This is a genomic window from Haematobacter massiliensis, assembly GCF_000740795.1.
Taxonomy (GTDB): domain Bacteria; phylum Pseudomonadota; class Alphaproteobacteria; order Rhodobacterales; family Rhodobacteraceae; genus Haematobacter; species Haematobacter massiliensis.
Genome location: NZ_JGYG01000013.1, coordinates 60,129 through 85,495, shown reverse-complemented (window position 1 = coordinate 85,495; position 25,367 = coordinate 60,129). Strand labels below are relative to the sequence as shown.

Genomic DNA, 25,367 nt, shown 5'->3' with positions numbered 1-25,367 from the left:
ACGAGGTTGCCCGACAGATCGAGATCGCGCAGCCCGGCAAGCCGGAGGGCTGCCAGCAGCTCCCCCGGAAGGTCCCCCGGAAGGTCCCAGGGCGGGGACGTGATCCCTTCCCCGGCCAGAAGTTCTGCCAGCTTGTCGAGCGCACCGAAACCGGCGGCGGGCCCGTCGGGATCGCGCAGAAGGAAATCCCGCCAGTCGCCGCCCGCCCCCTGAAAAAGCTCCGCGGCGGCCTTGTAGCCCTTGTAGAGATAGTTCTCCCCGATGGTGGAGGATTTGGTTTCGTCCAGGATGGAACTGGCGAGGTTGCCCTCCACCGTCACACCGGAATTGTCGAAGCCATTCTTGAGGGTCAGGCGGATCACGCCGCCCTTGAAGACCTCCGGCCCGGCGATGAGGGAGTTGTTCAGAATGAAGACGTTCTCCTGCCCGCCGTCGATATAGATCGTGTTCGGGCTGCGGACGGAGACGAGGTTGTCCTCGATCAGGATGTTGCGGAACCCGGTCTCCTGCGGGCCGGACAGGAAGATGCCCTGCGCGATGATCAGGCCGGTCGCCGGATCGTCGTAAAGGTAGTTGCCCCGGATGACGATGTCATGCGGGGTCATGCCGTCATAGCCGTAGATCTGGATGAGGTCGGGGTGGATGTCGGGCGTGGCCGCCACGGTATCCCACAGGACGTTGTTCTCGATCAGGCCGTTGTAGCTGTTGCGGCTGATCTGGATCAGGTCGGCGCCCGCGCGTTCAAAGACATTGTCCGTGATGGTGAAGTCCGACACGGAGAAGAGGTTGAGGGTGTATTTGCCTTCCGAGACATGGTTGCCGGTGATCGTGGCGCCCGCCACGTCGCGGAAGTAGAGCGCGTGCCCCACACTGTTCGTCACCGCGATGTTGCTGGAGAAGGAGGCGCGGAATTCGCCCGTCATCGTCACCTGATCGAAGGTCAGGTTCTGGGCGTCCCGGATCGTCACCGTCTCGAAACGCGCGCCCCCCGGCGTGGCGGAGGTGATGGTGACGGGGCTGTCATAGGGCAGGACATTCGGTCCGTATCTGCCTTTCAGGTTGAGCGCGCCGTAATCGCCATCCGCAAGGACGATGGTGTCGCCTCCCGCTGCCGACTTCAGGGCGGCAAGAAGCCCCTCGGTATCGGATACATGGATCGTGGCCATGGACTGTCTCCTTCGTTGAAGAAGACAGTCTGGGACCGAAATGAGGCTCCTTTGTGGCGGGAGCGATCTTGGACGAGATCAGTTCTGCCGGGCGGGGCTGGCGGTGGTCCGGGGCCGCATCGGCTTGCCGTTCAGCAGGAATTCAAGGAGCGGCGACGGCTTGATGACATGGCGGTGCAGCGCGAAGACGATCACATAGGTAATGGCCGCGACGACGAAGAAGGTCGAATAGGGGCCGAGGCCGAGGGGGCGCAGCGCGAAGGCCACCGCATAGATGACCAGGAAGTGCATGATATAGACCGAATAGACATATCCTGCCGCCTTGGAGAGCCAGGTGGGACGATTCAGGAACCGCCGGAAGACGGCCATGAAGAGCGCCACCGCGGTCACGGTGCAGAAGGCCTTCGCCACGATCCGAACCACATCGCCCGCGGCGCCGGGCAGGCCGATCTTCACCCCCGCGACCGCCACCAGGACGCCGAGCACGAGGGCCGGAATGCTTACCGACTGGAACCGGTCCGACAGCGCCGGATAGGCGAAAAGGATCATCCCCGTTATGTAGAAGGGCCAGTAATACATGGTCGTGGGGCCGATCCATGCGAGAGGCGTTGCTTCGAGCAGCGGGTCGAGGGCGACCTGATAGCCGACCCGGAGGGTCAGGCTGGCGGCCGCGATGGCAAGGGCGAGCAGCAGGATGACCGCCGTCGGCGGCAGCGATGCGAGCCGCGCGGCGATCCGTCCCCCCGGTTTCGAAAGACGCTGGCCAAGGGCGATGAGCGTGGGAGCCGTCGCCACGAAGAAGAAGAGGGTGAGCAGGAACCACAGATGCAGGTGCCAGACGCCCGGCCCCTTCAGGCGCGCGCTTTCCGGGTTCAGGATGGCGGACAGCGGGACCGGGCCATTGTGATAGGTGGCCACGAGCCAGTTGGTGATCGGATTCAGCAAAACGAGGCCCGTTGCCAGAGGAACCAGAAGAGCAACCGACCGTCGCCGCAGGAAATCCCCCGCAGCATATCGCTGCAGCATCATTGCGGCGAAAAATCCTGAAACCAGGAAGAAAAGGCTCATCCGGAAATATCCCGATGTCACCGCGATCCAGCGCAGCCCTTCGGGCCGGTCGAGCGTCGTGACATGGACGAGAATGCCGTAGAGCATCGCGAAGGCACGCAAAGCGTCGAGGTAGTAGAGCCGGCCGGGGGAAGAGCTCATGTGACCTCCTGAGGAAATGCGGCGGCCGAAAATGGTTAATAATTTTCAACCACAGGTAGAATTCACTAAATCTCTAATAAGGTAAAGCGTAATCCCACCCGCCCCCCGGTTCAAGCGGGACTTTGCCTGCGCCCCCTTTGCAGCTGCCATCGGCCGAGGAGCCATCCCCGGAGGCTGACCATCCCCAGAAGGGAGGCCGCCACCAGGGCGACGAGCGGGATCTGCACCCAGTTGAAGTTGCCGAACACCACGGGCACCGGCGGCAGCAGCCAGGTGTCGAGCGCCAGCGCCCCGAGGGCCAGCGCCCACCACAGGAACGGCCCCGTCAGCTTGCGAAGTGGCACCCGCAGCCAGCTGCGCAGGATCCACAGGGAAAGCGCCAGCCCCATCAGTTCGCCGATCACCGCCGTGACCACCACGAAGACGAGCCCGTAGCCATGGTCGAGCGCATACCACACGAAGGGAAACATCAGCACCCTTGGCAGGTTGCCGAGGAACATGTTCTTGGTCTCGCCCCGCGCCAATGCGACGACGGAAACGCCGGTCTTGGCCAGCCGGATGCCCTGAACCAGCGCCAGCCAGACGAGGATGTCCAGCGCCTCGGCATATTTCGTCCCGAACAGCAGCAGCACCAGATCGTTGCCGAAGAGCGAGAAGCCGAGCACGACCAGCACACCCATCGCCATGCCGAGCTCGGTCGTGACATGGGCGAGGCGGATGAAGGCCTGTTCCTGATCCTGCACCGCGGAAAGCCGGGGCAGAAGCAGGCGCTGCACGCTCTGCATCAGGACGTTGCTGGCCGTCAGCGTCAGCATGAAGACGACGGAGAACTGGCCGAGCGCCTCGATGCCGAGCTGGTTGGCGATGATGACTCTGTCGCCCTGGAACACGATGAACAGCATCATCGCGGCAAGGAACAGCGGCCAGCCGAAGGACATGGCCCGGCGGAAAATGCCCCAGTCCCAGGCCAGCCGGTAGGGTCGGGTCGCCGTCGCATGGGAGATGACGCAGCGCAGCACCTGCTGGAACACCAGCGTCCAGAGGGCCATCCGATAATCCCCGAACAGATAGTACATCGGGAAGATGGCCAGCAGCGCCCCCAGTTCCGACCCCAGCATCACCCAGATGACGGGGCCGAAGCGGTAGGAGCGCTCCGCGCGCGCCATGTCGAGATGCCAGAACCCCTGGATCAGCGGCATGACCGCCATCACCTGAAAGCCCCAGCCGACCTCGGGCACGCCCATCAGATCGGCAAGCGGCTGCGCGGTGAGGAACAGCAGCAGCGCCAGCAGGATGCCGCGGACCACCTGAACGGCCTGGAGGACCGCCTGCATCCGGGGCGTGTCGCCGTTCTTGTCCTGCACGAGCAGCCGGTCGAGACCGAGATAGCCGATCATCTCGATGAGCGCGAAGATCACCGCAAAGGTATTCGCCGTCCCGTAATCCGAGACGGTCAGCATCCGCGCAAGGGCGATGTTACGCAGGAACTTGAGCACGGCGATGCCCATGTTGCTGCCCAGAACGGCAATGGCGGAGCGGATCATCGACGTTTGGCGCTCGCCTCGGTGAGCAGGTCGCGCAGCGTCGCCTCATAGACCTTGAGGCGGGCATCGGCATTGCCGAAGGCCGCGGCCACTTCGCCGGCAAGCGCCTCGCGGCCCTCATATCCCTCGCGGATCCGGGCCAGCACGGTTTCGTTGTCGAGCGCCTTGAGATCGACCGTCCGGTCGTAGCCCAGCGTGCCGAACAGGCCCGCGAACTTCCGGCTGTAGGCCATGGGGATCACGGGCACGCCGCTGGAGAAGGCGGCGATGGTGGCATGCATCCGGGCGCCCATGAAGAAATCGAGCCCGGAGATGTAGCTTTTCGCCTCCGAGGGGCTGCGGAATTCCGGGGCCAGGATGAGCTCTGGAAATTCGGCGGCGATTTCCCGGTTCGTATGGGCGTCATCCTCGGCCGAGCGGTCTCCCGGCAGGACATGGGCCACGAGATGCAACTCCACCTCCGGCCGGGCCTGGAAATCGGTGATGATGCTGCGGATGAGCGCGGGATAGTCCACCGTCAGGCCGAACATGTTCTTGCCCGTGTAGCCGCCGCGCATGAGCAGGCCGGAGACGTTCAACCCGACCTTCACCTTGCCGCCCGGCGCCCGTTCGGGCCGGGTATAGGGCAGGCGCATGGCGACGTCGGTTGCCTCGCCGATCGTGCCCTTGAACCCCGCCTCGCGCAGGAAGTCGGTCGAGAGCTTGTCGCGGGTGAAGACCGCGCGCGACTGGCGGACCGAGGCCATGGCGAAGTCGCGCGTGCGCCCCGGTTCGAACGGGCCCATGGTCTGCGGGCTGAGCACGAGGGGCTTGCGCGCCGCATGGATGACGAATTTGGAGGTCAGCATCCGCCGGATCCGGCCGGGGCCGTAGATGTCGGCGAAGCTGTCGCCCGCCCCGATATCGAGGATGAAGTCGCATTTCATCACGCGTGCGAGCAGGCGGTCCGGCCGCACGAGATCCACGGTCCGCATCCCGAAGAGCTCGACATTGTCGCCCTGGATGTAATGCGGGAAATTGTCCTTCGCGGTCATGATGATGTAGCGGACCGACAGGCCGAGGTCGCGGGCCAGGCTGTCGACGATATGCATCTGCGAGACGGTCAGTGCGCCGACGCCGAGGTTCGGGGAGTTGGATGAATGCCAAATCAGTCCAACCGTAATGTTCTTCTTCACTGTTGTCCTTTCCGCGCCGGGGGGAACGCAGCCTTGTTTTTATGGGCTATGGGGGAAGAGGGGCCGGTTATTTCAGGGCACGTGGTTCCCGGCGGACACTTGCCGGGGTGCTGGCAGCCGCCCCGAGGGCGTCCGGCTGCGGTTTCGGCTGTTGAGGCGGGGCCGAACGGCGTAGGTCGAGCGCAGGTTTCTCGACGAACTTCCATGACAGGACGGCGCAGACCAGCGTGATCGGCAGAGCGATGGCGATGTTGACGAAGGGATCCCGGACCCCCCAGTGCGCCACCACCTGCTGGATGGGGAAGGCATAGATATATGTGCCGTAGGAATAGTCCCCGAGCAGGTTGTACTCCCGCAGCCGCCCGAGATTCAGGTGGCCGATATAGAAGGTGCAGTAGATGAGCGCCGGAATGAAGACGACGTTGAACCAGGGGGTGAACCGGGCCAGCACGGAAAGCAGGATAGCCGCCACGCAGATCAGCCAGTGCAGCGGTATCTGCTTCTGCCAGAGGCGAAAGGCCATGCCGATGGCGAAGGGATAGCCGAGCTCCGCCAGCCGCATGAGCCGCGGGTGATACCATTCGGGCGGCGGAAAGGCGTGTATCAGGAAAAGTCCCGTGACCAGCAGGAGCAGAAAGTCGCGCCGCAAAAGCCCCACGATGCCAAGGGCGAGAACGCCCATGTAGCACAGGAATTCGTAAAACAGCGTCCAGAGGGAGCCGTTGACCGCCGGCCCGAAGGGATTGTCCTCGAACACGCCGGGCAGCGGCTGCATCGGCAGGGCGAGGCTCAGGGTGCGCAGCACGTATTTCACCGCCGCGGGCCAGTACTGCGACGCGGGAGCGGTGGTGAGCGCGACCCCGGCGACAATCACGGTCAAGACCGCCACCACCGCGAGAGCCGGGAACAGCCGCAGAAGCCGGGCCTGAATGAACACCATCCGGTCGCCCCGGCTGTTCTGAAAGCTCGCCGTGATGAAATAGCCCGACAGGCCGAAGAAGATCGCCACGGCTATGGAGCCGAGCGATATCGTCCCCAGAACATGTTCCAGCGGCGCCGCGGCCTGCGGCCCGAGGCTCAGCGGCCAGGCATGCGAGACGAGGACAGCCGTGGCCGCGATCATGCGGATCAGGTTGAAGTTGTTGTTCCGACCCCTCAGGGCCCCGTCGGCGAGAGTGATGTGCTGCATGCTCCCAATGCTCCCGGCTTGGCCCCGAGGGGCGGGCCGCGCTTTCGCGATGCCTTGAGAGCAGGAGTATCCACGCATCTTGCCGGACACTCAATCCGCAATCACCTTTTCCGCCGCATTGCAGCATCACAATCTTTGCGCAGATAACAAACGGTGCCGTGCCGGGCCGGGAGGGCATGCGGGAGTGACCTGCGGGTTGCGGGTAAAGAGGGCGGGTTAATATTCTTTGAGTTGTGCCGTCCAACCGCTCTCAACCCTGTTGCATATTCAGAAAGGTGTACTAAGAATAGCAATAATCGCTATAGTTGCAAAACACTCTCTTAAAGCTATCGGAGATTGCACTGATGACCGATATTACCCCCAGTATCCTCGATGTGCCCTCCCAACCTGCCAAGGTGCGGCGGCGCGGCCTGAACAAGCTTTCCGGCCTGCGCAATATTCTCGTGGGCCTGCGTCGCGCCTGGCTGGCGCGGATGTGGGGCATGGACCTTCACCCGACCGTGCAGATGTCGCTCTCCGCAAAGCTCGACCGGACTTTCCCGATCGGCGTCCATGTCGGGGAATATTCCTATCTCGCCTTCGAAAGCCGTATCCTGACCCATGACCGGACGCGGGGGCTTTACCTGCATACCCGCATCGGGCGGAACTGCTTCATCGGCGGGCGGAGCATGATCATGCCGGGGGTGGAGATCGGCGACAACTGCGTGGTGGGCGCCGGATCGGTGGTGACGAAATCGATCCCCGCCAATTCCGTCGTGGCCGGCAACCCGGCCCGCATTCTCCATTCCAACATCGACGTCGGTCCCTATGGCCGCTTCAGCACGGCGGATGCGATGGAAGATGCGCTCGTCCGGAGCGGCCAGGCCTGATGGGCCAAGCCTGATGGTGAGCAGTCCGGCCATGGGAAAAGCCTGAACACGCCTGCTGCTGGTCACGCTCTTCGCCCCGGCCTGGCCCATCTGGGGCAAGATGCTGGTCGCCGCGGGCTTTGCCGCGGCGGGCACATGGCTCTTCCTCCGGCTCCTCCCCCTCGGGGAGGCGGGAGGAGCCGGAGGGCTCCCGCCGCCGCGTGATCAGTAGCCGCGCAACCAGTCTCCGCGGCTTTGCCACATCTCGTCCCACATGCTCTTGCGGCTCCGGGATTTCTCGCTGGGGCGGAGCTTGTTCATGACCGTGGCTGCCAGAAGCCGCTGCGCGGTCGAGAACCAGAAAAGCCCCAGACCGAGCGGAACCTGCCAGCGGGGCCAGTGATCCCGCATCAGCGTGACCCGCGCCTTGGTAAGCGGAATGCGCTTCCGCGCGAGGCTGTTGGACGCCGCGCCGACGATATGCATGATCTCCGAATCCGGCGTGACCATCGGCTGGTAGCCCATCGCCCGCGCCCGGGCGCAGAGATCGGCCTCCTCGCCATACATGAAATATCGCAGGTCGAAGCCGCCGAGCTTGTTCCAGAGTTCGCGCCGAATCATCAGCAGGCAGCCGACGACGATGTCCACCTCGCGCACGCTGTCGCGTTTCCAGTCTGGCATGGCCTCGGGATTGAACAGGCTGGATTTCGGGAAGGCGGCGGTCAGCCCGACCGAGGCGCAGAACAGCGACCAGAGCGTCATGCGCCGCCAGCAGGAGGCGATGTTGAGCCGCCCGTCGGGGAAGACGGTGCGCCCGCCGGTGATCCCGGCTTCGGGATGCGCGCGGGAGAAATCCATCAGGTTGTCGATCGCCCCCGGATGGCATTCCGTGTCGGGGTTCAGCAGCAGCAGCCATTCGGTGCCGGCATCGGCCGCCACCACGTTGTTCGCGCGTGCGAAGCCCAGGTTGTCGGTCGAGGCGATCAGCTCGACCTGCGGGAATTCGGCCGCGATCGCCTCGACCGACCCGTCCTTCGAATCGTTGTCGTAGACCACCGTGTGGAAGCGGGTCCGTTTCGTCGTCTCGTAGAGCGTGCGGAGGGCGGCCAGCGTCAGGTCACGGGTATTGTAGCTGACCATGATGACGGTGAGTTCGGCAGGCAGCGTCCCCTTATCCGGTCCCTCGCCCGCGTTGGACGGCGTGGCGGATGTCGCGTTGGAGGCCGCGGGGGTCTGGGTCAGCTGGTTCAACCTGCCTTTTCCTTCTTTCGGAACAGCGACCGGAAGCCGGACCTGTCGCCAGAGATCGCGCTGCGATGCAGCATCACGAATTCCGGGAGGGATTTCAAGGCCGTCCCGGCGGTGGTCCCGCACATCCTGCCGGAGCGGGCGGGCAAAGGGCAAGTCTCCGCGTGGCGGAGGGAATGTCAGGACGCCCGCTTGCCACGCCCCTTGAGTGTGCGGCGCAGCGTGCCGAGGAAGTTCTTCAGGTTGCGCGAGGCGGGGTTCTGCCGGGCGGCCTGCCACAGCAGCAGGCCACGGTAGTCGGGAACCGGGCGCAGGCACAGGCGCAGCGCCGCCAGCCGGGCAAGGAGCGCGCGCCGGCGTTCGCGCTGCCCGGGCTGGATCCCGGCGAGCGTGCTCACGTCGAAGGGCCCCGCCTCGACATGGCCGCTTTTCACCGCCGCCTCGACGATTTCGCGCCCGAAGGCATTGCGCGCCACGATCAGGCTGGTGCCCGAGCCTTCGGTGAACAGCGGATAGCCGCGCTCGTCGCTTTCCCAGGCATCGGCGCAGACGATGTCGGCGGCGATCCCGGTGCCGTCGGCGCAGATCTTGCAGCGGTGCTGAACATGCTTGGAAAGCACCTTCCCCCAGCTGTCATGATAGCTCATCTTGCGTTCGGTTCCGTCGCGCAGCACCGCCGTCGCGAAGCCCGGCCAGCCGTTGCCGCGGTAGCGGAAACCCACGACCTCCGCGGGGTCGGCATCGAGCGCCTTCAGCACCGCCCGCCCGCCCGTCTGCGAGGGCACGCCCGCGCAGAAGAAGGACAGGATCACCGGAAAGCTCGCGCGGACGCGGGGATCGGCCTCCTGCCAGGCGCGCATCGCCACCGCGTCGCAGGGCTTGCCCACGAAGGCGTAGCGCTTGCCGTTCTCCAGGAACCGGTTCAGCCCGGCGAGCGGCGCGGAGGGCGCGTAGCGCGACCCGGCCGCCGCCTGCACCTCGGCCTCGGTGACGGAGATGGTGGCGATATTGCCGATCGGCTGTTCCGGATCGGCCGTGGTCTGCACCACCGCGTCGATCTGGCCCGTCTCCAGCAGATGCACGAGCACCGCCGAAAGCACTCCGCCCGAGGAGCCGGAGAAGCGCAGCGCCTCGTCCCGGGCATGACCGATCCGCATCGTGTCATAGGGGCCCCAGAGCGGATCATCGGTGCGGCCTGCCGCCTCGACCCGTTCGCCAAGGCCGGGGCAGACGCGCGCGATCATCGCATCCTGTCCCGCACTGACCGGCCCCTGCTGAACCGGGCGCAGCCAGCCGGGGGGAGTCATGCGCATGGTGACGGAGCCGGGCGCGATCGCGGCGCAGGCGCCGCAGCCGGCACAGAGATCGCCCTTGCGGACGCGGGCAAGGCTCGCGGCTTCCGCGAATGCGGCGGGCGGGGGGGCGCCCACAGGGTCCATCTTCATGATCCGCATTCCTCAGCCATGGTGCTGCTACGTCTTGCTTAATACGTGAATCGCCTCAGGGGAAGTCCGTGAGACAGTTTCGTGCTGCATTGCGGCATTACGATCCGGGATCTGTCTATTCCATGAGCATGTTTCCGCAAAACAGGCAGGCTCGAACGGGAACTGCGATGGCGCGTCCTGTCGAGCATGATAAGGCAGGCAGGACTGCCGTTTCTACAATCAGGACGGGATTCATAATACGGTAGGGTTTCGGCAGCAGACTGGCGGCCTGACGGACATCCGGTCCGAAATCGCTCCGGAAAACGTTCCGGCGCGGCATGACATCCGGAGGCACGGTGACAGCAGACGGGATCAGCGGGACAGCAGAATGAGCGACGGGACTACATCTCCTCAGGCCCCTTCGGGAAGCAACGCCTATCGCGCAGCGCTCCGCAGATTGCGGGGCACCTTTCTGATGACGGGCTTCTTCAGCGCGGTGATCAACATCCTGATGCTGACGGGGCCGCTCTACATGCTTCAGGTCTATGACCGGGTGCTGGGTTCGGGATCGATCGCGACGCTGCAGGGGCTCTTCCTGATCGTGGTGATCCTCTACGCCTTCATGGGGCTTTACGAATTCCTCCGTTCGCGGCTGCTCGGCCGGGCGGCGATCCGGCTCGATCAGGAGGTGGGACCGACCGCCTTCCGCGCCTGGCTCCGTTCGGGCGGGCAGCAGGCCACACGGAAACCGGGCGCATCGCCCCTGCCGCTGGCCGATCTGGGTACGGTTCGCGGGTTTCTCTCCTCACCCGCGATGGGGTCGATCTTCGATGTGCCGTGGATCCCGCTCTATCTCGGCCTGCTGTTTCTCATCCATCCCTGGCTCGGCTGGCTGACGCTGGCGGGGGCGGCCATCGTGGCGCTGGTGGCGGTGCTGGGCCGGCGCCTGACCCGCGCCCCGCAGGAGGCTTCTGCCGTGATAGAGGGGGAGGCGCGCGCTTTCTCCGAACAGGGCAGGCGCAATGCCGAGCTGATCGAGGCGATGGGCATGGAGCGCGGCGTGACGGAGCGCTGGCAGCAGGACCATGCCCGTGCGCTGGCGACGGGCCAGGGGGCGAGCAATGTGTCGGAGGTGACGGGCGCCTTCTCCAAATCCTTCCGCATGCTGCTGCAGTCGGCCATGCTGACGGTGGGGGCGCTGCTTGTCCTGCGCCATGAGATGACGGCGGGGATGATCATCGCCACCTCCATCCTCTCGGGGCGGGCGCTGGCGCCGGTGGACCAGATCATCGCCCAGTGGCGGATCATCGGGGCGGCGAGCCTTGCCCACAAGCGGCTCATCGCCTTCTTCGAAAAAGCGCCGCAGGAGCCGCGGCCCATCGGCCTTCCGCAGCCCACCGGCAAGGTGGTGGCGAACCGGCTGACATGCCTCGGCCCCGTGCCTGGCGCGGGGGGGGAGCGGCCGCGGATGCTGAACCAGGTCAGCTTCGCGCTGGAGCCGGGCGACGGGCTGGGCGTCATCGGCAATTCCGCGGCCGGCAAATCCACCCTCGCACGGCTGATCGTCGGTGCCTGGAAACCCGATGGCGGCGATATCCGCTTTGACGGTGCGACCCGCGACCAATGGGATCCGGAGGTTCTGGGACGCGCGGTCGGCTACCTGCCGCAGACGGTGGAACTGCTTCCCGGAACCATCCGCGACAACATCACCCGCTTTGACCCGGCGGCCCGGGACAACGACATGATCGCGGCCGCCAGGCTGGCCGGTGTGCATGACATGATCCTCGCGCTGCCCGAAGGATATGGCACGAAGGTGGGCATCCCCGGCCAGCCGCTTTCCGGCGGCCAGGTACAGCGGCTCGGCCTCGCACGGGCGGTGTTCGGCGGGCCGCGGCTCATCGTTCTGGACGAGCCGAATTCCAACCTCGACGCGGCGGGAGAGGCGGCGCTTGCCCAGGCGATCCATGCCCTCCGCGCCGGCGGCGCCACGGTGATCCTGATGACCCATCGTACCAGCGCGCTGGCCGAGGTGAACAAGATCATGCTGCTGTCCGCCGGCAATGTCGTGAAGTTCGGTGACCGGGACGAGGTGCTGCGTGGCCTGTTGCTGCGCCCGGTTCCCGACACCGGGACTGGCGGTAACCAGATGCCCGGCATCACCGCGGGAGGCCAGCAATGACCATGACACCGATGCTGCCCGGTTCCGTGCCGGTCCATGCCGCATCCGATCCTGTCCGGCCCGAAACCGGTCTGCGCCTGACAGGCCGCGTCGGCGTGGTGGCGGCGGTGGCGCTGCTCGCCGTCTTTGGCTTCTGGGCCTATGCGACGGAGATCGACAGCGCGGTGGCCACGCAGGGCCAGGTCGTGGTGCGCGGCAAGCCCAAGACGGTGCAGAGCCTCGACGGCGGGGTGGTGGAGGAGATCCTCGTCCACAACGGCGACCGGGTGGAGGAGGGGCAGCTGCTCATGCGGCTCGATCCGACGCTGATCCGGGTGAATCTCGACATCGCCCGGACCCGGCTCGCCGAGGCCTCCGCCCGCAAGGCGCGGCTGGAGGCGGAGGATCGGGGCCTTGCCGCGCCGGTCTTCACCTATCCCCCCCTGCCCTTCGAGCGGCCGCCCATGGCGGAGCCGGAGGCAGGCCAGATGCGGGTCTTCGAGGCCCGCCAGCATCTCAATACCGGCCGGCGGGCGCAGCTTGGCGAGAAGCTTGAACAGTTCCGCCGCCAGATCGACGGGCTGGAGGCCTCCATCACCGCCAAGGCCGAGCAGCTTGGCTATATCGAGCAGGAACTGGCCAACAGCCGGAAGCTCTTCGATCAGGGCCTGATGCGCGAGCCGCAGATCCTGCAGCTTCAGCGCGCCCGCGCCGAGATGAAGGGCACACTGGCCGAGGCGGAGGCCGACCGTGCCCGCGTCGGCAATGCCATGCAGGATGCGATCATCGAGGTGGATCAGGCCGAGCGGCAGTTCCGCGAGGACGTGGTGACCGATCTGCGCAGCACCCAGACCGAGATCGAGGAATCCACGATCCAGATCGTCACCCTGTCGCGCCAGCTGGAACGGGTCGACATCCGCGCGCCCTCGACCGGCATCGTGCACGAGATGCAGGTGACCACGCTGGGCGGTGTCGTGCCGCCGAACGGCACGATCCTGCAGGTGATCCCGGTGGATGACGGGGTGGAGCTCGAACTGATGCTGGAGCCGCGCGAGATCGACCGGGTGCATCCCGGCCAGAAGGCGGAGGTGCTCTTCACCGCCTTCGACCATCGCGCCACACCCCGGCTGGAGGCGCATGTCACCCAGATTTCCCCCACCGTCGTTTCCACCGGGACGCAGGGCGGAACGGAGCGCAACTTCTATCGCCTGGGGCTGGAACTGGAGCCGGGGCAACTGGAGCGGTTGAACGAGAAAAGCTCGGCCATCGTGCCCGGGATGCCGATCGAGGCCTTCCTCGAGACAGGGGAGCATACGGTGATGAGCTATCTCGTCCAGCCGCTGGTCAGCCAGATCATGCACGCCTTCCGGGAACGCTGAAGCTTCCTCGCCCGGGTCCTCGGCGTCGCTCCCCGCCCGCCGCTCGCCCGCCCTGCGTGTCGTGTCGTAGAGCGGGAGCGGGCTGCCTGCAGGCGGTGCGCAGGCCCTGTGAGGCCGGGCGGGCGGGGGCAGGAGCCGAGGGCTGCAAGGGGCGCCCTGCCGCTCCCGCCAGAACCTCAGCCCGAGCGCGACAGGGTCGGCTTGTTTCTCTCCGGTCCCGGCTCCCGTCCCTGTTCTGCAGCAGGCTGGCGGCGAAGGGGCAGGCTTTCCCCGCGTGCATTGGACGCCTCCGCCCGCGCGCTCACGACGGGCTGCTCCGGCCGCTGTCGCATCGCGCCGATGGCTTCCGGCCCGAACCGGGAGAAGACCGGCCCGCGCCGCACGGGTTCGGCGGCTTTCTCGGTCGGGGTTTCTTCCTCCGGCCGGTAGCAATTGGCCAGCGCCGCGCCGAAGCCGATGAAGAAGGAGAAAAGCGGTTGCAGCTTGCCGAAGAAGGCCACCGTTGCCCCGGTGAGCAGGAGCGCCATGATCGCCATTCCCCAGCCGTTCCGCAGCCGGACGACCAGTTCGTTCTTGTTCCCGAGACGACAGGCGGCCAGCCAGATGAGCAGCAGGGCGAGGAACAGGAATACCAGGGCCGGGATCCCTGACCGCATCATGATGAGCAGCCAGTAGTTGTCGACGCTCGCCCCCAGCCAGTTCGGACGCGAATAGGTTATGGGATCGAACCCGAAGAACGGGTGGCGCATGACGTCATCGATACCGAATTGCCAGATCGCACGCCGGTTCCAGGCTGTTGCGGGGTTCAGCGAGATCATGGTGATGATGCCGAGCACGCCGCGCCCGGTGAAGGTATCCAGCATCAGGAGCACGACCCCGATCGAACTGCTGACGACCAGGAGCCGGTTCTTGACGGTCCGCGTGAACCGCTCGATCATCAGGAGCCAGATCTGCAGCGTAAAGATCATCAGGGGGGCCGAGGAGGCGGAGAAGAAGGTGGCGACGCCGATGAGCGGCGCTCTCCACGTCCTTTGTTCCGGCGTGCTCGCGAACCAGACCATCGTCAGCGTCGACGCACAGAACACCCCGTAGAGGATTTCGTGTTCGAAGAAGGACTTGGCCCGGAAGATCCCCATGCGCGTCTCATGGTTCAGCGGGTAGTAGTTCCCCGTCATGGCGCGCGCGATCTCATGGGCGATCGGTTTGCCCGTCAGCCCTTCCGGGATCGCGAAGGCGGCTGATATGACCACCATGACGAACAGGACGTTGATGGTTGCCTTCAGTTGCCCCGGAGTGCGCAGGTAGACGCGCGCGACCAGATAGACCACAAGGAATTCAAGCAGATAGAAGCCGGAAGACTGGATGCCGCTCGCCGTGCCGTAAAGAAGGATAAGCGCGGCCGCTGTCCAGAAGGCATGGGCGACGATAAGCCAGTCATAGGGCTTCATCTTGAGGGACGGCAGTTTCGGCAGGATGACGAGGGTCATGACGATCATGCAGAGTTTCGACGTGGTCAGGAACATCCCTGCCATGCGGAAACTGAACTCGATCGGCACCATGATGACGCAGATGAGCATCACGACGATGGGCCAGGGGGCCCGCTCCTTCGTCGCTCCGATGGCCTGATCGCCCGCCGTCCGCGCCGTCATATCGTTCCGCCTCCTGCCTGGCGCAGCATCCAGACCATACGTTGCAGCCGCAGGCGGAACAGCGTGCCCGCGGCCCGGATCCGCTCACCCGGCCCGGTAAGCTGGGTACTGGTCATCACCTTGGGAAGGTGGGCGACAGCACTGGCCGGCATGGCCAGCGCCTTCACCGCCCATTTGGCGTGTGACCCGGCCCCTTCGAATTCATAGGCCTCGCGTGTCATCCGGTTCCACTTCTTGCGAAGCGCCGCCCAGTCGGAGCGCGAGGGATGCGACACGCGCAGCTCCGGCGCGGCGCCAAGACGCCAGCCCTTGGATGTCGCCCGACGGCACCATTCGAGATCCTCGGACAGCCCGTTCCTGAGCGGCCCGGTGTGGAGAAAGACCTCCCGCCGCGTGACGAGATTGGCCGTGACCGAAAAGCCCTTCTTCTCGATATAGCCCTTCCAGTCGAAGGCGAAGACCGCTTCGAAGGCTTCCGCACCCGTACGGGGAGGCGGGGTTTCGTCGAAAATGTCGATGCGCCCGCCGAAGAGGTCGCCGTCCTGCCGTCCGCCGGTGGCCCGCGCCTGCGCGATCCAGTCGTCCGCGGGCAGGCAGTCGGCATCGAGAAAGGCCAGCACCGGCGCGGTCGTTTCCTTCACTCCGCGGTTGCGGGCGGGGCCTGCTCCCTTTTCGGCCTCGGTCACGAAGCGGGCGAAGGGAAAGGCCTCTGCGATGGGGGCCAGCGGCTCGGTGGAACCGTTGTCCACGACCACCACCTCCACCCCCCTCAGATCCTGAGAGGCGAGTGCGGACAGGCAGCGCCGCAGGCGGGTGGTGTCGTTGTAATGGGGAATGATGACCGCCAGATCGGGAGCGGCGGTGCCGGGAGCCATCCCGCCGCCGCCCGCTGCCGGCTCAGTAGCCTGAATAGTCGTAGGAATAGTCATCGCTCGTGATCCGGCATTTGTTCAGCACCACGCCCATGACCTGTGTAAGCTCCGACACCTGGCGTTCGGCGGTGTCGATCTGGGACATCGGGGTTTCCTCGGCTGCGACCACGATCAGCGCACAATCGACATTGCGCAGGAAGCCGATGGAATCGTCCCCCGTGAACAAGGGCGGAAGGTCGAAGATGGTGAAGTTCGGCTTGTACTGCGCCTCGATCTCCGCAAGCGCGGTCTTGGTGCGCTGGCTCTGCAGGAGTTCGGCCGGATGGCGCACCGTCTGGCCGTTCAGCCCGAAGGCCACGTTGTCGCCATAGCGCAGCGCGTGTTCCGAAAACGGCACCCGCCCTTCGATCACGTCTTCCATCGTGTGGCTGACCTTCTGATCCAGAGCATGGGCCAGGGTCACGCGCCGAAGGTCGAAATCGATGACAAGACTGCGGTAATCGCTCTGCCGGGCAAGGCTGAAGGCGAGATTGGCCACGGTCGTCGTCTTTCCCGCGGCGGCCCCGGCCGAGATGACGGCGATTCGCCGCCAGCCATGGGTTTCGGCCTGCTGGACGAGCCGCGTGCGCAGGATGTCATAGGCCGCCCCGGGCCCGCCGGGATGCAGGGCGATGAGATCGCCCTGTTTCGAATAGGCCGGCCGCGACGTGTCGAGCGGCCGCAGGGCGGCCCAGGCCGCATCGACCCCATTGCCCTCCACGGCGCTCTCCACCGCGGAAGCCGTGCCCTGCTGCTGCATGGGCGGCGGCGGAGTGTACTCCGGCCGTGTATCCTCCCGCTGGGCCCGGGCCTTTTCGATCGCTGCCTGCAAGCGTTCCATCAGAATGTCTCCGTCACGATCGTTTCCCGGCCTGTCAGAGGCCGATCTGTTCCTTGACCTGCTCGGCGAGAACGTCGAGCGGCTGATAATAGGTATGGATGCTCCAGACGATGGCCGGAACACAGATGAGAATGAGCAGGATCAGCGCCGCCTTGAGGCTCCGGTGCACCACGGCCTCCCGCGAGGAGCGGATGTAGGGAATCGTGGCGATCGGCATGATCCCGAGTTTCTTGACGATATCCTCCGGTCGGCGCGGCGAGCGGTTCAGGAGATCCATCAGCAACACGAGAGCCAGACCGGCGAGAATGCCGGCGCCGAGACCCCCGCCCGCGATCAGAATCCGGTTGGGCTTGGCCGCGTTGCTGGGCACCACCGGCTGTTGCAGGATGGTGATGCGCTGCCCGCGCGCCTGGCGTTCGATCCTTTCGCCCGTGGAGGCGTCGAAAAGACGATTCTGGATCGAGGAATACTGGCTCTGGATATTGTCATAGTCACGCTGCAATGCGGCGAGAGCGACATTGTTCACCGAAGCGCGGCTGATCGCATCCTGAATGCGGCTGATTTCGCCCTGAAGCTGCTCTTCCTGCGCCTTGAGGGTGCCGATCCGTCCGTCGATCTCGGCCATCTGGGCCTTGAGCGGGTCGCTCTGGTCCGGCTGGGCCGTGCCGGCGATGGTGGCTTCAAGCTGGGCGATCTGGCTTTTCAGGATACGGATGCGGGGATTGTCGGGGGCATAGACGGCCAGCGCCTGGTTCAGCTGGTTCCGCATCTGGGCAAGCTGTTGTTGCTGGGGGCTCGCATTCTGCGAGGTGACCGCCTGGATCTGCCCGGTGGACTGGAAGACCTGAATGACGCGGGCCCGTTGTTCGGTCAGGCTCGAGATGTCCCGCCCGAGCTGGTCGTGCCGCGCCTGCATGGTGATGAGCTGTTGCTGGCGATAGGACTGATCTTCCGGGAGCGCGTCGGCATTCTCTGCCTTGAAGCGGAGGATCTTGGCGCTCTGCTCGTTCAGGGCGGTCGAGAGCCGTTCGACTTCCTGCTGGAAGAAGTCGTAGGTCTGGCCTGCCATGCCGGTGCGGGATTCCACGTCGTCCCGCTGGATGACGCTCAGATATTCGTTGACCACGGCGGCCGCCAGCTGGGGCGTGGGCGCGTCGAAGGAGATGGTCATCTGCGTTGCGCCTTCGCGCGGGGCGATGATCTTCGTCGTCGTCCGGCTGTTCATGTAGCTCGCGATGTCGTCGGCGCTCATCTGCGCGATACCGGGAATGTTGACCCGGCGCGCCACGTCGATGACATTGGAGCGGGAGATCAGCCGCTGTTCGATGATCTGCAACCGTTCGAGCGGCGATGTCGTTACCGTGGGAGCGGCAAGACGCGATGGGATCTGCGGCTCTTCGACCACGAAGCGGGTCGCGGAGACATAGGTCGGCGGCAGGGTCATCGCGATGATGATACCGATGGCGGTGATCGCCACGGCCGGGATCAGGAACCAGTGCAGCCGCCGCAGAAAGACGGAGGTGTAATATTTGAGAGTGGCCTTCACGCCGTCGTCTCCTCTTCTTCCGGGCCAAGCGCGTTGGCACCGAAGAATACCTGATCTTCAAGAACGTTCTGAACGGTTTCTTCCGTGACCTGTGGGGTTTCGCTGCTCCAGGCGTAAAGCATGCAGAAATCGCACAGTTGGTTGACGAGCCGCGGCACGCCGCGCGTGGCGGCATGAATGGCGGTGGCCGCCCCGGGGGTGAATTCCGTCCCCGTGCCCCCGGCCTTCACCAGCCGATGGGCGATGTATCCGGCGACCGCATCGGCATCCATCGCGTTCAGATGGAAGGAGGCCGCCACCCGCTGCGCGAGCTGGCGCATGTTGGGATGCAGCACCATCGCCTTCAGCTCGGGCTGGCCGACGAGGATGAGCTGGATCAGCTCGTCCTTGCCGGAGTTGATGTTGGTGAGCAGCCGGAGTTCCTCCAGCCCCTCGATGGAGAGGTTCTGCGCCTCGTCGAAGATCAGGATCACCCGCCGCCCGGCGGCATATTCGGTGATCAGGAACTCCTGCAGCTTCTGGAACATCTGCACATAGGTCTCGCCCGGCGTGATCGGCACGGCGAGCGCGTTCAGCACCCATTGCAGAAGCTCCCCCCGCCCGCCCTGCGCGTTGGAGACGAGACCGATGGTCACGTCCTCCTCCAGCCGGTTCAGCAGTTCGCGCAGCAGCGTCGTCTTGCCAGAGCCGATCTCGCCGGTGATGAGCGTGATCGGTGCGCGGGACAGGATGCCGAATTCCAGAACCGAGAAGGCGCGGCGATGCTGGGCCGACCAGTAGAGAAAGGAAGGATCCGGCAGCAGCGTGAAGGGACGCTCCCGAAGGCCGAAGAATTCCGCGTAAAGCTGCTGTGGGGCCATGAATTGCCTTCAGTTACTCTCGTCCGGACCTGGTCGGTCCCTTGCGGGATGCCTATAGCACTCCGCTCTCAAACAATCACCCTGCAACCGGGGGACGAAACCCCTCTGTGCAGATCTCTCCAATTTGCGGCAGGATGGGCACAATCCTCCGCCCCGTCGATTATGCCCGCTGCCTGACCGGAGGCCGAGAGTCCAGTTTCGTCGGTCCGGGGACGACAAGGCAAGAGGCGGTGGGGCATGTTCACGATTATGTTGAAGTCCCTTCGGCGGTTTAGCCGCTTCCGCGGCGACGCTTCACCCTGATCTGCGAACAATGTGCGGCAAAGTGAAACAATTCGCAATGCTGCAACTGCACAATCAATGTGCACGTGTGAGAAAAACTGTATTTTCATGTTGTTGGGGGGTGGACGATTAACATTAATGCCCAAACTCCCTTTGCGGGCGCGAGAAAGAATGGTAAGCATTCTGTTAACGCACCGGCACCGCATATATTGGCACGGCAGAATCGTGTTGCTCCACGCTGCAGGCTCTTCCTCCCCCCTGGGAGCCTCGGAAACGGGAACGGACTTATGACTGTACATTTCAATTCCGCTTCGCAGACAGGCCTTTCTTCCTCCCTCGATCAGGACAATCCCCTCGCCACCCCTTCGGGCATTTACCGGAATGGCGCGAAACGGACGATCGACATCCTCCTCATCGTCCTGGCGCTTCCCTTCGTCCTTCCCGTGCTTGCCATCATGGCGGGCTTCGTGATGATGGACGGGCATTCCCCCTTCTACCGTCAGGAGCGCGTGGGCCGCGGCGGGCGTCACTTCAGCCTGCTGAAGATCCGCACCATGGTTCCAAACGCCAAGGAGAAGCTCGAGGAATATCTCGCCTCCGACCCGGCCGCCCGCGCCGAATGGGACGAGACGCAGAAACTCAAGTCCGACCCCCGCATCACCTTTGCGGGCCGCATCCTGCGCAAGACCTCGCTCGACGAACTGCCGCAGCTCTGGAACGTGCTCAAGGGAGACATGTCCCTCATCGGGCCGCGCCCCATGATGCCGGAACAGCGCGCGCTCTATCCCGGCCAGGCCTATTATGAGCTGCGTCCCGGCATTACCGGATCGTGGCAGGTGTCGGACCGCAACGAAGGCTCTTTCGCGGGCCGCGCGAAATTTGATCTCGATTATTACAACTCCCTGTCTTTCGTAAAGGATTTGTCAATTCTCCTGCGTACAGTGGCTGTTGTTGTGCGGGGGACGGGATACTAACCTCGTCTCTGAAAAAATGCGTCCGGGATTGGTCCGGGCGCCATGGACGAAGGTGAGAATGTGACGGGCAGGAAGGTTCTTCGGGGGCGGATCGGCCTCGGTATTGCGCTGGCGGCTGGTATCGGGCTGCTCGCGGGCTGCGAATCCTCCGAGGAAAAGGCGCAGAAACACTACGAGTCCGGGCTTGCCCTGCTGGAGCAGGGCGATGTCAGCCGGGCGATGGTGGAATTCCGCAACGTCTTCTCTCTCGACGGAAATCACCAGGAGGCAAGGCAGACCTATGCACGGCTCCTGCGGGAGCAGGGCAGCGTGCGGGAGGCCTACAGCCAGTATCTCCGCCTCGTCGAACAATATCCTGACAATGCAGAGGGCAACCGGGCGCTGGCGGAGATGGCGCTCGATGCGAGTAACTGGGACGATGCGGACCGTTACGGCCGCGCCGCGCTGCGTCTGGCGCCCGATGAGCCGGAGGTTCAGGGCATCGGCGCGATGATCGACTACCGGGCCGCGCTGATGAGCCGGGACGAGGCTGCCGGACAGGCGGCGCTGCAGCGTGCTCAGGCGCTGGTCGGGCAGCATCCCGAGCTTGTCGTCGCGCGGCGGGTGACGCTCGACAGTCTGGTGCGCAAGTCGGACTGGGAGGCCGTGCTGGCCTCGCTCGACGAAGGGTTGCAGCACGACCCCAACTCCTTCGAGTTTCAGCGGATGCGGGCCGCCGCGCTCTTCCAGCTCGGCCGGACCGATGATCTTGAGGCGCAGCTGCGCCAGATGGCCCTTGCCAATCCCGAAGACACAGAGATCGAGAATTCGCTGCTCGGCCTGTTCATCAACCAGAAACGTCCCGAGGCGGCCGAGGAGTTTCTGCGCAGCCGCGTCGATCCGGCCTCCGCCGATCCGGCGGCGCGCCAGCGGCTGGTGTCCTTCATCGCCCAGACCCGCGGCATGCCCGCCGCACGGCAGGAGATCGACCGCATCGTCGCCGGCAACCCGCCGAAGGTCGGTATCTACCGCACCATGCGCGCCGGGATCGATTTCGACGCCGGAAACCGCGATGGCGCCATGGCCGAAATGCAGTCGATCATCGACAGCAAGCCCGAACCGGATGTGCTGAACCAGGCGCGCGTGACGCTCGCGCGGATGATGGCGCAGGTCGGCAACAAGGTTGGCGGCCGGGCTCTGGTGGAGGAGGTGCTCGCCTCCACGCCCAGCGATGTCGATGCGCTTAAACTCAAGGGCAACTGGCTGATCGACGACGACAGGACCGGCGATGCGCTGGTCGCGCTCCGCTCCGCCCTCGAATATGCTCCCCGCGATCCGCAGATCATGACGCTCATGGCCCGCGCGCATGAGCGGGACGGCAGCCGAGACCTGATGGGGGAGATGCTTTCCCAGGCGGTGGTCGCCTCCAGCCGGGCGCCGTCCGAATCGCTGCGGTATGCCGCCTTCCTCGAGCAGGACGGCAAGCATCTTCCGGCGGAGGATGCGCTGGTCAACGCGCTCCGGCTTCAGCCGCGCAACGTCGACCTGCTCTCCGCGCTGGGGCGCGTCTATGTCGCGATGAAGGACTGGCCGCGCGCCGATCATGTCGTGCGCACCCTGAAGGAGATCGGTACCGATCAGGCGGTCAACTCCGCCAATGAGATCACGGCGAACCGGCTCGCCGCGCTGAACCAGGATCAGGAACTCGCCGCCTTCCTGCGCGGTCTGGCCGCGGAGGGGGACAGTGGTCCCGGCGTGGAGCTTGCCCTGATTCGCACCAGCCTGCTGCGCGGCGACACGCAGGAGGCCCTGCGCCAGGCCGATGCCCTGCTCGCCAAGACGCCCGACAATCCGACGGCCCTTTACCTCCATGCCGCCGTGCTGCTCTCTGCCGGGCAGAAGGAAGGGCTTGACGAGATGCGCGCCCTTACCCAATCGCATCCCGGTTTCGAGATGGGCTGGGCCGCGCTGCACAATGCGCTGCTCAGCACCGGCGACACGGAAGGCGCGGGCAAGGTGCTGGAGGCGGGTCTTGCCGCCATTCCGACGGCGCCCACGCTTTCCTGGATCAAGGCGGGCATTCTGGAGAAATCCGGCGATATCGACGGGGCGATCACTCTCTACGAGGCGATGTACGAGCGCGATTCGAATTCGCCGATCATTGCCAACAACCTCGCCAGCCTGCTGGCCGGTTACCGGAGTGACGACGCAAGCCTCGACAGGGCCTATACGGTCGCCCGGCGGCTTCGCGGAACGACGGTGCCTGCCTTCCAGGACACCTATGGCTGGATCGCCTACCGGCGCGGCAACTTTGACGAGGCGCTCAGCAATCTGGAACCTGCCGCCCAAGGCCTGCCGCAGGATGGGACGGTGCAGTATCACCTTGCCATGACCTATTCTGCGCTGGGGCGGAAGGATGAGGCGAAGCAGCTTCTCCTCCGGCTCGATGAGGGGGCCATTCCGCTTCCTGCCGATTATGCCGACCGGGTAAAGGCGGAGCTTGCCCGCCTTGCCGTGCCGGATGCGCCTGTGGTCTCGACACCCGAGGCGCGCAACTGAGCAGCCGTTGCCGAAAATGGCCGCCGCAGAGGGCCACCGGAAAGGAATGACGGGCTTGCCCAGCGGAACTTTGCCGGGCAAGCCTTTTATTCCGGCGGATTTTTCTTCAGAACCGCGGCAGAAGTGTCGCAGTCCTCGCCTTTTGCGGAGCTCGGCTTTCCACCTGCCCGCAAACCTCCTATCCCTGATCGTAACCATTCCCCAACGGGTGCGCCTGATGTTCAGAACCTTGCTCGGGATCTTTGTTTCCCCCCTTTCACGTATCGCGGCGGTCGCCCTTGTGGCGGGCGGCGTCGCCGGCGGTTTCTCCGCGCCTGCCTCGGCCCAGAGCGGCTATCACCTGCGTCCGGGCGATGTGGTGCAGGTCGAGGTGCTCGACGATCCGAGCCTCAACCGTTCCGTGCTCGTCCTTCCCGATGGCAGCATCAGCTTCCCGCAGGCCGGAACGCTGCGCGCCAGCGGCCGGACGGTGGAGCAGCTGCGCTCCGCCCTGACGCAGGGCCTCTCGCCGAACTTCGCTGCGACGCCTACCGTCTATGTCACCGTGGGAAGCGTCGCGCCGCCGCAGTCCGCCGCCGCTGCCGCGGAAGGATTTCCCGTATATGTGATGGGAGAAGTTAACGAACCCGGCCGCAAGGACATCAAGTCCGGCACCACGCTGCTGCAGTTCCTGGCCGAGGCCGGTCAGCTCAGCCGCTTTGCCGCGCGGAATCGGATCGAACTCCACCGTCAGGATCCCCGGACCAAGGCTGCGGCCGTCTATCTCTTCGACCTCGACCATGTGGGGGGTGGCCAGAACCGGATCAGCGGCATGACCACCATCACCGAAGGCGATGTCATCATCGTCCCGCAGCGCCGGCTGTTCGAGTAAGCAGATGACCCCTGCCCGTTCCGCATGCCTCGCTTCCCTCAGCCGGGAGACCGGGCGGTCCCGTGCTGCGGCAGGCCTTCGCCGGCTGCCGCTCGCATTTCTTCTTCTCGCCGGAACGGCCCTTGTGCCTGTGGAGGCGCCGGCACAGGCGGCAGGCGATCTGCCGAACCCGCTGCTGACGTTCAGCTTTTCGTCCTCACTGCATGTGAGCGACAACTACGACCTGTCGGATGATCCGTCAGGAACCACCACCTATGTCGATAACACCCTCGGCCTCAGCTACCTGAGCGAGACGGATGTCCAGAAGCTCAGCCTCGCGGCGAGCGGGGTGCTGCGTCTGGCCGATTATCCGAGCGATGCGACGAACAGCGGCTACCAGACCGATTTCGACAACCAGACCCTCCGCTTCGGCTATACGCTGACGGGGGCGGACAGCGAATTGACATCGTCGGCCTATTACAACCGCGCCGACATCGCCTTCTTCGATCCGTTCCAGCTCGTGCAGGAAAATATCGATCTCGAAGCGCAGGATCTTTCAACCAGCGACGGGTATCGGGAGATGATCCGCGCCAGTGTCGGCTTCCGCACCGGCATGTCCGGGCCGCTCAGCTTCAATGCGGGGTTGAGCGCCTACAAGCGGAACTTCCTTGAGACGAGCGACACGAGCTTCGAAGACAACGAAACCTATACGGCGACGGCAGGTTTCGGCTTCCTGATCACGCCGACCACCCGGCTGACGCTGGATGGGTTGTATCGCGACTATTCCGCCGACGATACGGAGCAGACCGACCGGCAGACCCGCTCGCTCTCTACGGGTGCCGTGCATGAGGTCGGTACCGGGCTCACGCTCAATGGCTCCATAGGCTATCAGGAGATCGAGAGCGAGAAGACCGATCTCTCCGGCTACCGCGGAACAGAGCGGACGACCGGGGTCATCGGCACTCTCGGCGCCACGCAGGAACTAACCAACGGCACGGTCGGAATCAGTTTCGACCAGAGCCAGAATACCTCCGGCAGCCGCTCCACCCTCCAGGTGTCCCGCGCAATGGACCTGCCGAGCGGCAGCCTTGCGCTCAGCCTCGGCGCCTCGCGGGGCGACAGCGGCAAGACGACCGCCATCGGGTCGATCACCTACAATCATGACCTGGAGAATGGGAGCCTTTCCGCACGGCTGTCGCAATCGGTCAGCACCAACAGCGACGACGAAGAGGTGGAGGCGCGCAATTTCCTGCTCCGGCTATCGCATGAGCTGACCCCGGTTTCGGGTGTTTCGCTGAGCGTAAGCTATGCCGATCTCAACAACCTCCAGGATTCCGGGGGCGACCGGACGCGCAGTCAGATCCGCGCGGCCTATTCCCATGACCTGACCCGGGACTGGGAGCTTTCGGGCGGTTACGAATATACCCAGCTGGAGCGCCCCGCAGGAACGGCCAAGGAAAACGCCGTCTTCCTGACCATACAGCGCCAGTTCCTTTTCAGGCCCTGAGCTCAGGACCTGAAAAGATCCGTGCGGCCGGGCACGCTCTCACAACCATGTGAATTTTCTGTACCATTC

At 64.9% G+C, this 25,367-nt stretch carries 19 protein-coding genes; 7 read left to right on the top strand and 12 right to left on the bottom strand.

Going from position 1 to position 25,367, the window contains the following annotated elements; translation table 11 throughout:
• From CN97_RS16270 to CN97_RS16250, 5 genes are all read right to left on the bottom strand, one after another.
• Positions 1–1,166: right-handed parallel beta-helix repeat-containing protein (locus tag CN97_RS16270; RefSeq protein ID WP_035713568.1), on the bottom strand; the 1,166-nt coding region annotated here is incomplete at its 3' end.
• A gap of 78 nt (positions 1,167–1,244) precedes the next feature.
• The gene (locus CN97_RS16265; protein WP_035713566.1) at positions 1,245–2,375 is read right to left on the bottom strand and encodes an acyltransferase family protein; all 1,131 of its coding nucleotides are present in this window, start codon (positions 2,373–2,375) and stop codon (positions 1,245–1,247) included.
• A gap of 110 nt (positions 2,376–2,485) precedes the next feature.
• Complete coding sequence (locus tag CN97_RS16260; protein ID WP_035713564.1) at positions 2,486–3,919, bottom strand: oligosaccharide flippase family protein; 1,434 nt, start codon at positions 3,917–3,919, stop codon at positions 2,486–2,488.
• Positions 3,916–5,094 carry a polysaccharide pyruvyl transferase family protein gene (locus tag CN97_RS16255; protein ID WP_051911331.1) on the bottom strand — a complete coding sequence of 393 codons (1,179 nt, stop codon included), beginning with the start codon at positions 5,092–5,094 and terminating at the stop codon, positions 3,916–3,918. Before CN97_RS16255 ends, CN97_RS16260 begins: the two co-directional genes overlap by 4 nt.
• A 67-nt stretch (positions 5,095–5,161) precedes the next feature.
• Positions 5,162–6,283 carry an acyltransferase family protein gene (locus tag CN97_RS16250; RefSeq protein ID WP_051911330.1) on the bottom strand — a complete coding sequence of 374 codons (1,122 nt, stop codon included), beginning with the start codon at positions 6,281–6,283 and terminating at the stop codon, positions 5,162–5,164.
• A 344-nt stretch (positions 6,284–6,627) separates the two neighbouring features.
• Here CN97_RS16250 and CN97_RS16245 point away from each other — a divergent pair, with 344 nt between their 5' ends.
• A complete protein-coding gene (locus CN97_RS16245) occupies positions 6,628–7,152 on the top strand; it encodes an acyltransferase (protein ID WP_051911329.1) in 525 nt (174 codons plus the stop codon).
• Between the two features lie 204 nt (positions 7,153–7,356).
• Here CN97_RS16245 and CN97_RS16240 read toward each other — a convergent pair whose 3' ends face one another.
• Together CN97_RS16240 and CN97_RS16235 are read right to left on the bottom strand one after the other, a co-directional pair.
• Positions 7,357–8,382: a glycosyltransferase family 2 protein gene (locus CN97_RS16240; protein WP_248700109.1), complete on the bottom strand. Its 1,026-nt coding sequence runs from the start codon at positions 8,380–8,382 to the stop codon at positions 7,357–7,359.
• Between the two features lie 176 nt (positions 8,383–8,558).
• A complete protein-coding gene (locus CN97_RS16235; RefSeq protein WP_035713624.1) occupies positions 8,559–9,824 on the bottom strand; it encodes a Coenzyme F420 hydrogenase/dehydrogenase, beta subunit C-terminal domain in 1,266 nt (421 codons plus the stop codon).
• Positions 9,825–10,191: 367 nt separating this feature from the next.
• Here CN97_RS16235 and CN97_RS16230 point away from each other — a divergent pair, with 367 nt between their 5' ends.
• Together CN97_RS16230 and CN97_RS16225 are read left to right on the top strand one after the other, a co-directional pair.
• Positions 10,192–11,982 (top strand): type I secretion system permease/ATPase, encoded by a 1,791-nt coding sequence (locus CN97_RS16230; RefSeq protein ID WP_084684217.1) that lies wholly within the window; start codon positions 10,192–10,194, stop codon positions 11,980–11,982.
• The gene (locus CN97_RS16225) at positions 11,979–13,340 is read left to right on the top strand and encodes an HlyD family type I secretion periplasmic adaptor subunit (RefSeq protein WP_051911327.1); all 1,362 of its coding nucleotides are present in this window, start codon (positions 11,979–11,981) and stop codon (positions 13,338–13,340) included. Before CN97_RS16230 ends, CN97_RS16225 begins: the two co-directional genes overlap by 4 nt.
• A 176-nt stretch (positions 13,341–13,516) precedes the next feature.
• Here CN97_RS16225 and CN97_RS16220 read toward each other — a convergent pair whose 3' ends face one another.
• Genes CN97_RS16220 through CN97_RS16200 form a run of 5 tightly spaced genes read right to left on the bottom strand, consistent with a single transcriptional unit; the run spans position 13,517 to position 19,147 of the window.
• On the bottom strand, positions 13,517–14,989 hold the full coding sequence (locus CN97_RS16220) for a hypothetical protein (protein ID WP_035713561.1): 1,473 nt from the start codon (positions 14,987–14,989) through the stop codon (positions 13,517–13,519).
• The gene (locus tag CN97_RS16215; protein ID WP_248700108.1) at positions 14,986–15,918 is read right to left on the bottom strand and encodes a glycosyltransferase family 2 protein; all 933 of its coding nucleotides are present in this window, start codon (positions 15,916–15,918) and stop codon (positions 14,986–14,988) included. Before CN97_RS16215 ends, CN97_RS16220 begins: the two co-directional genes overlap by 4 nt.
• On the bottom strand, positions 15,887–16,741 hold the full coding sequence (locus CN97_RS16210) for a CpsD/CapB family tyrosine-protein kinase (protein WP_051911326.1): 855 nt from the start codon (positions 16,739–16,741) through the stop codon (positions 15,887–15,889). The genes CN97_RS16215 and CN97_RS16210 overlap by 32 nt, the downstream gene beginning before the upstream one ends.
• Positions 16,742–16,775: 34 nt before the next feature.
• Positions 16,776–18,287, bottom strand: coding sequence for a GumC family protein (locus CN97_RS16205; RefSeq protein ID WP_035713557.1), 1,512 nt, complete (start codon positions 18,285–18,287; stop codon positions 16,776–16,778).
• Complete coding sequence (locus CN97_RS16200; RefSeq protein WP_035713555.1) at positions 18,284–19,147, bottom strand: ExeA family protein; 864 nt, start codon at positions 19,145–19,147, stop codon at positions 18,284–18,286. Before CN97_RS16200 ends, CN97_RS16205 begins: the two co-directional genes overlap by 4 nt.
• Before the next feature lie 569 nt (positions 19,148–19,716).
• Between CN97_RS16200 and CN97_RS16195 the strand changes: the two genes are divergently transcribed.
• The 4 genes from CN97_RS16195 to CN97_RS16180 all read left to right on the top strand — a co-directional run bounded on the left by CN97_RS16195 (position 19,717) and on the right by CN97_RS16180 (position 25,298).
• A complete protein-coding gene (locus CN97_RS16195; protein ID WP_035713553.1) occupies positions 19,717–20,403 on the top strand; it encodes a sugar transferase in 687 nt (228 codons plus the stop codon).
• 42 nt (positions 20,404–20,445) lie between these two features.
• Positions 20,446–22,941 (top strand): tetratricopeptide repeat protein, encoded by a 2,496-nt coding sequence (locus CN97_RS16190; RefSeq protein ID WP_051911325.1) that lies wholly within the window; start codon positions 20,446–20,448, stop codon positions 22,939–22,941.
• A 217-nt stretch (positions 22,942–23,158) separates the two neighbouring features.
• Complete coding sequence (locus tag CN97_RS16185) at positions 23,159–23,812, top strand: polysaccharide biosynthesis/export family protein (RefSeq protein WP_084684221.1); 654 nt, start codon at positions 23,159–23,161, stop codon at positions 23,810–23,812.
• A 4-nt stretch (positions 23,813–23,816) separates the two neighbouring features.
• Positions 23,817–25,298 (top strand): TonB-dependent receptor, encoded by a 1,482-nt coding sequence (locus CN97_RS16180; RefSeq protein WP_035713550.1) that lies wholly within the window; start codon positions 23,817–23,819, stop codon positions 25,296–25,298.
• The last annotated feature ends 69 nt before the right edge of the window (positions 25,299–25,367 follow it).

Coding starts and splice junctions, on each gene's coding strand:
- CN97_RS16200 (WP_035713555.1), bottom strand. CDS start 19,147: ATGGCCCCACAGCAGCTTTACGCGGAATTCTTCGGCCTTCGGGAGCGT.
- CN97_RS16230 (WP_084684217.1), top strand. CDS start 10,192: ATGAGCGACGGGACTACATCTCCTCAGGCCCCTTCGGGAAGCAACGCC.
- CN97_RS16215 (WP_248700108.1), bottom strand. CDS start 15,918: ATGACTATTCCTACGACTATTCAGGCTACTGAGCCGGCAGCGGGCGGC.
- CN97_RS16225 (WP_051911327.1), top strand. CDS start 11,979: ATGACCATGACACCGATGCTGCCCGGTTCCGTGCCGGTCCATGCCGCA.
- CN97_RS16190 (WP_051911325.1), top strand. CDS start 20,446: ATGGACGAAGGTGAGAATGTGACGGGCAGGAAGGTTCTTCGGGGGCGG.
- CN97_RS16245 (WP_051911329.1), top strand. CDS start 6,628: ATGACCGATATTACCCCCAGTATCCTCGATGTGCCCTCCCAACCTGCC.
- CN97_RS16185 (WP_084684221.1), top strand. CDS start 23,159: ATGTTCAGAACCTTGCTCGGGATCTTTGTTTCCCCCCTTTCACGTATC.
- CN97_RS16220 (WP_035713561.1), bottom strand. CDS start 14,989: ATGACGGCGCGGACGGCGGGCGATCAGGCCATCGGAGCGACGAAGGAG.
- CN97_RS16235 (WP_035713624.1), bottom strand. CDS start 9,824: ATGAAGATGGACCCTGTGGGCGCCCCCCCGCCCGCCGCATTCGCGGAA.
- CN97_RS16180 (WP_035713550.1), top strand. CDS start 23,817: ATGACCCCTGCCCGTTCCGCATGCCTCGCTTCCCTCAGCCGGGAGACC.
- CN97_RS16250 (WP_051911330.1), bottom strand. CDS start 6,283: ATGCAGCACATCACTCTCGCCGACGGGGCCCTGAGGGGTCGGAACAAC.
- CN97_RS16265 (WP_035713566.1), bottom strand. CDS start 2,375: ATGAGCTCTTCCCCCGGCCGGCTCTACTACCTCGACGCTTTGCGTGCC.
- CN97_RS16195 (WP_035713553.1), top strand. CDS start 19,717: ATGACTGTACATTTCAATTCCGCTTCGCAGACAGGCCTTTCTTCCTCC.
- CN97_RS16210 (WP_051911326.1), bottom strand. CDS start 16,741: ATGGAACGCTTGCAGGCAGCGATCGAAAAGGCCCGGGCCCAGCGGGAG.
- CN97_RS16260 (WP_035713564.1), bottom strand. CDS start 3,919: ATGATCCGCTCCGCCATTGCCGTTCTGGGCAGCAACATGGGCATCGCC.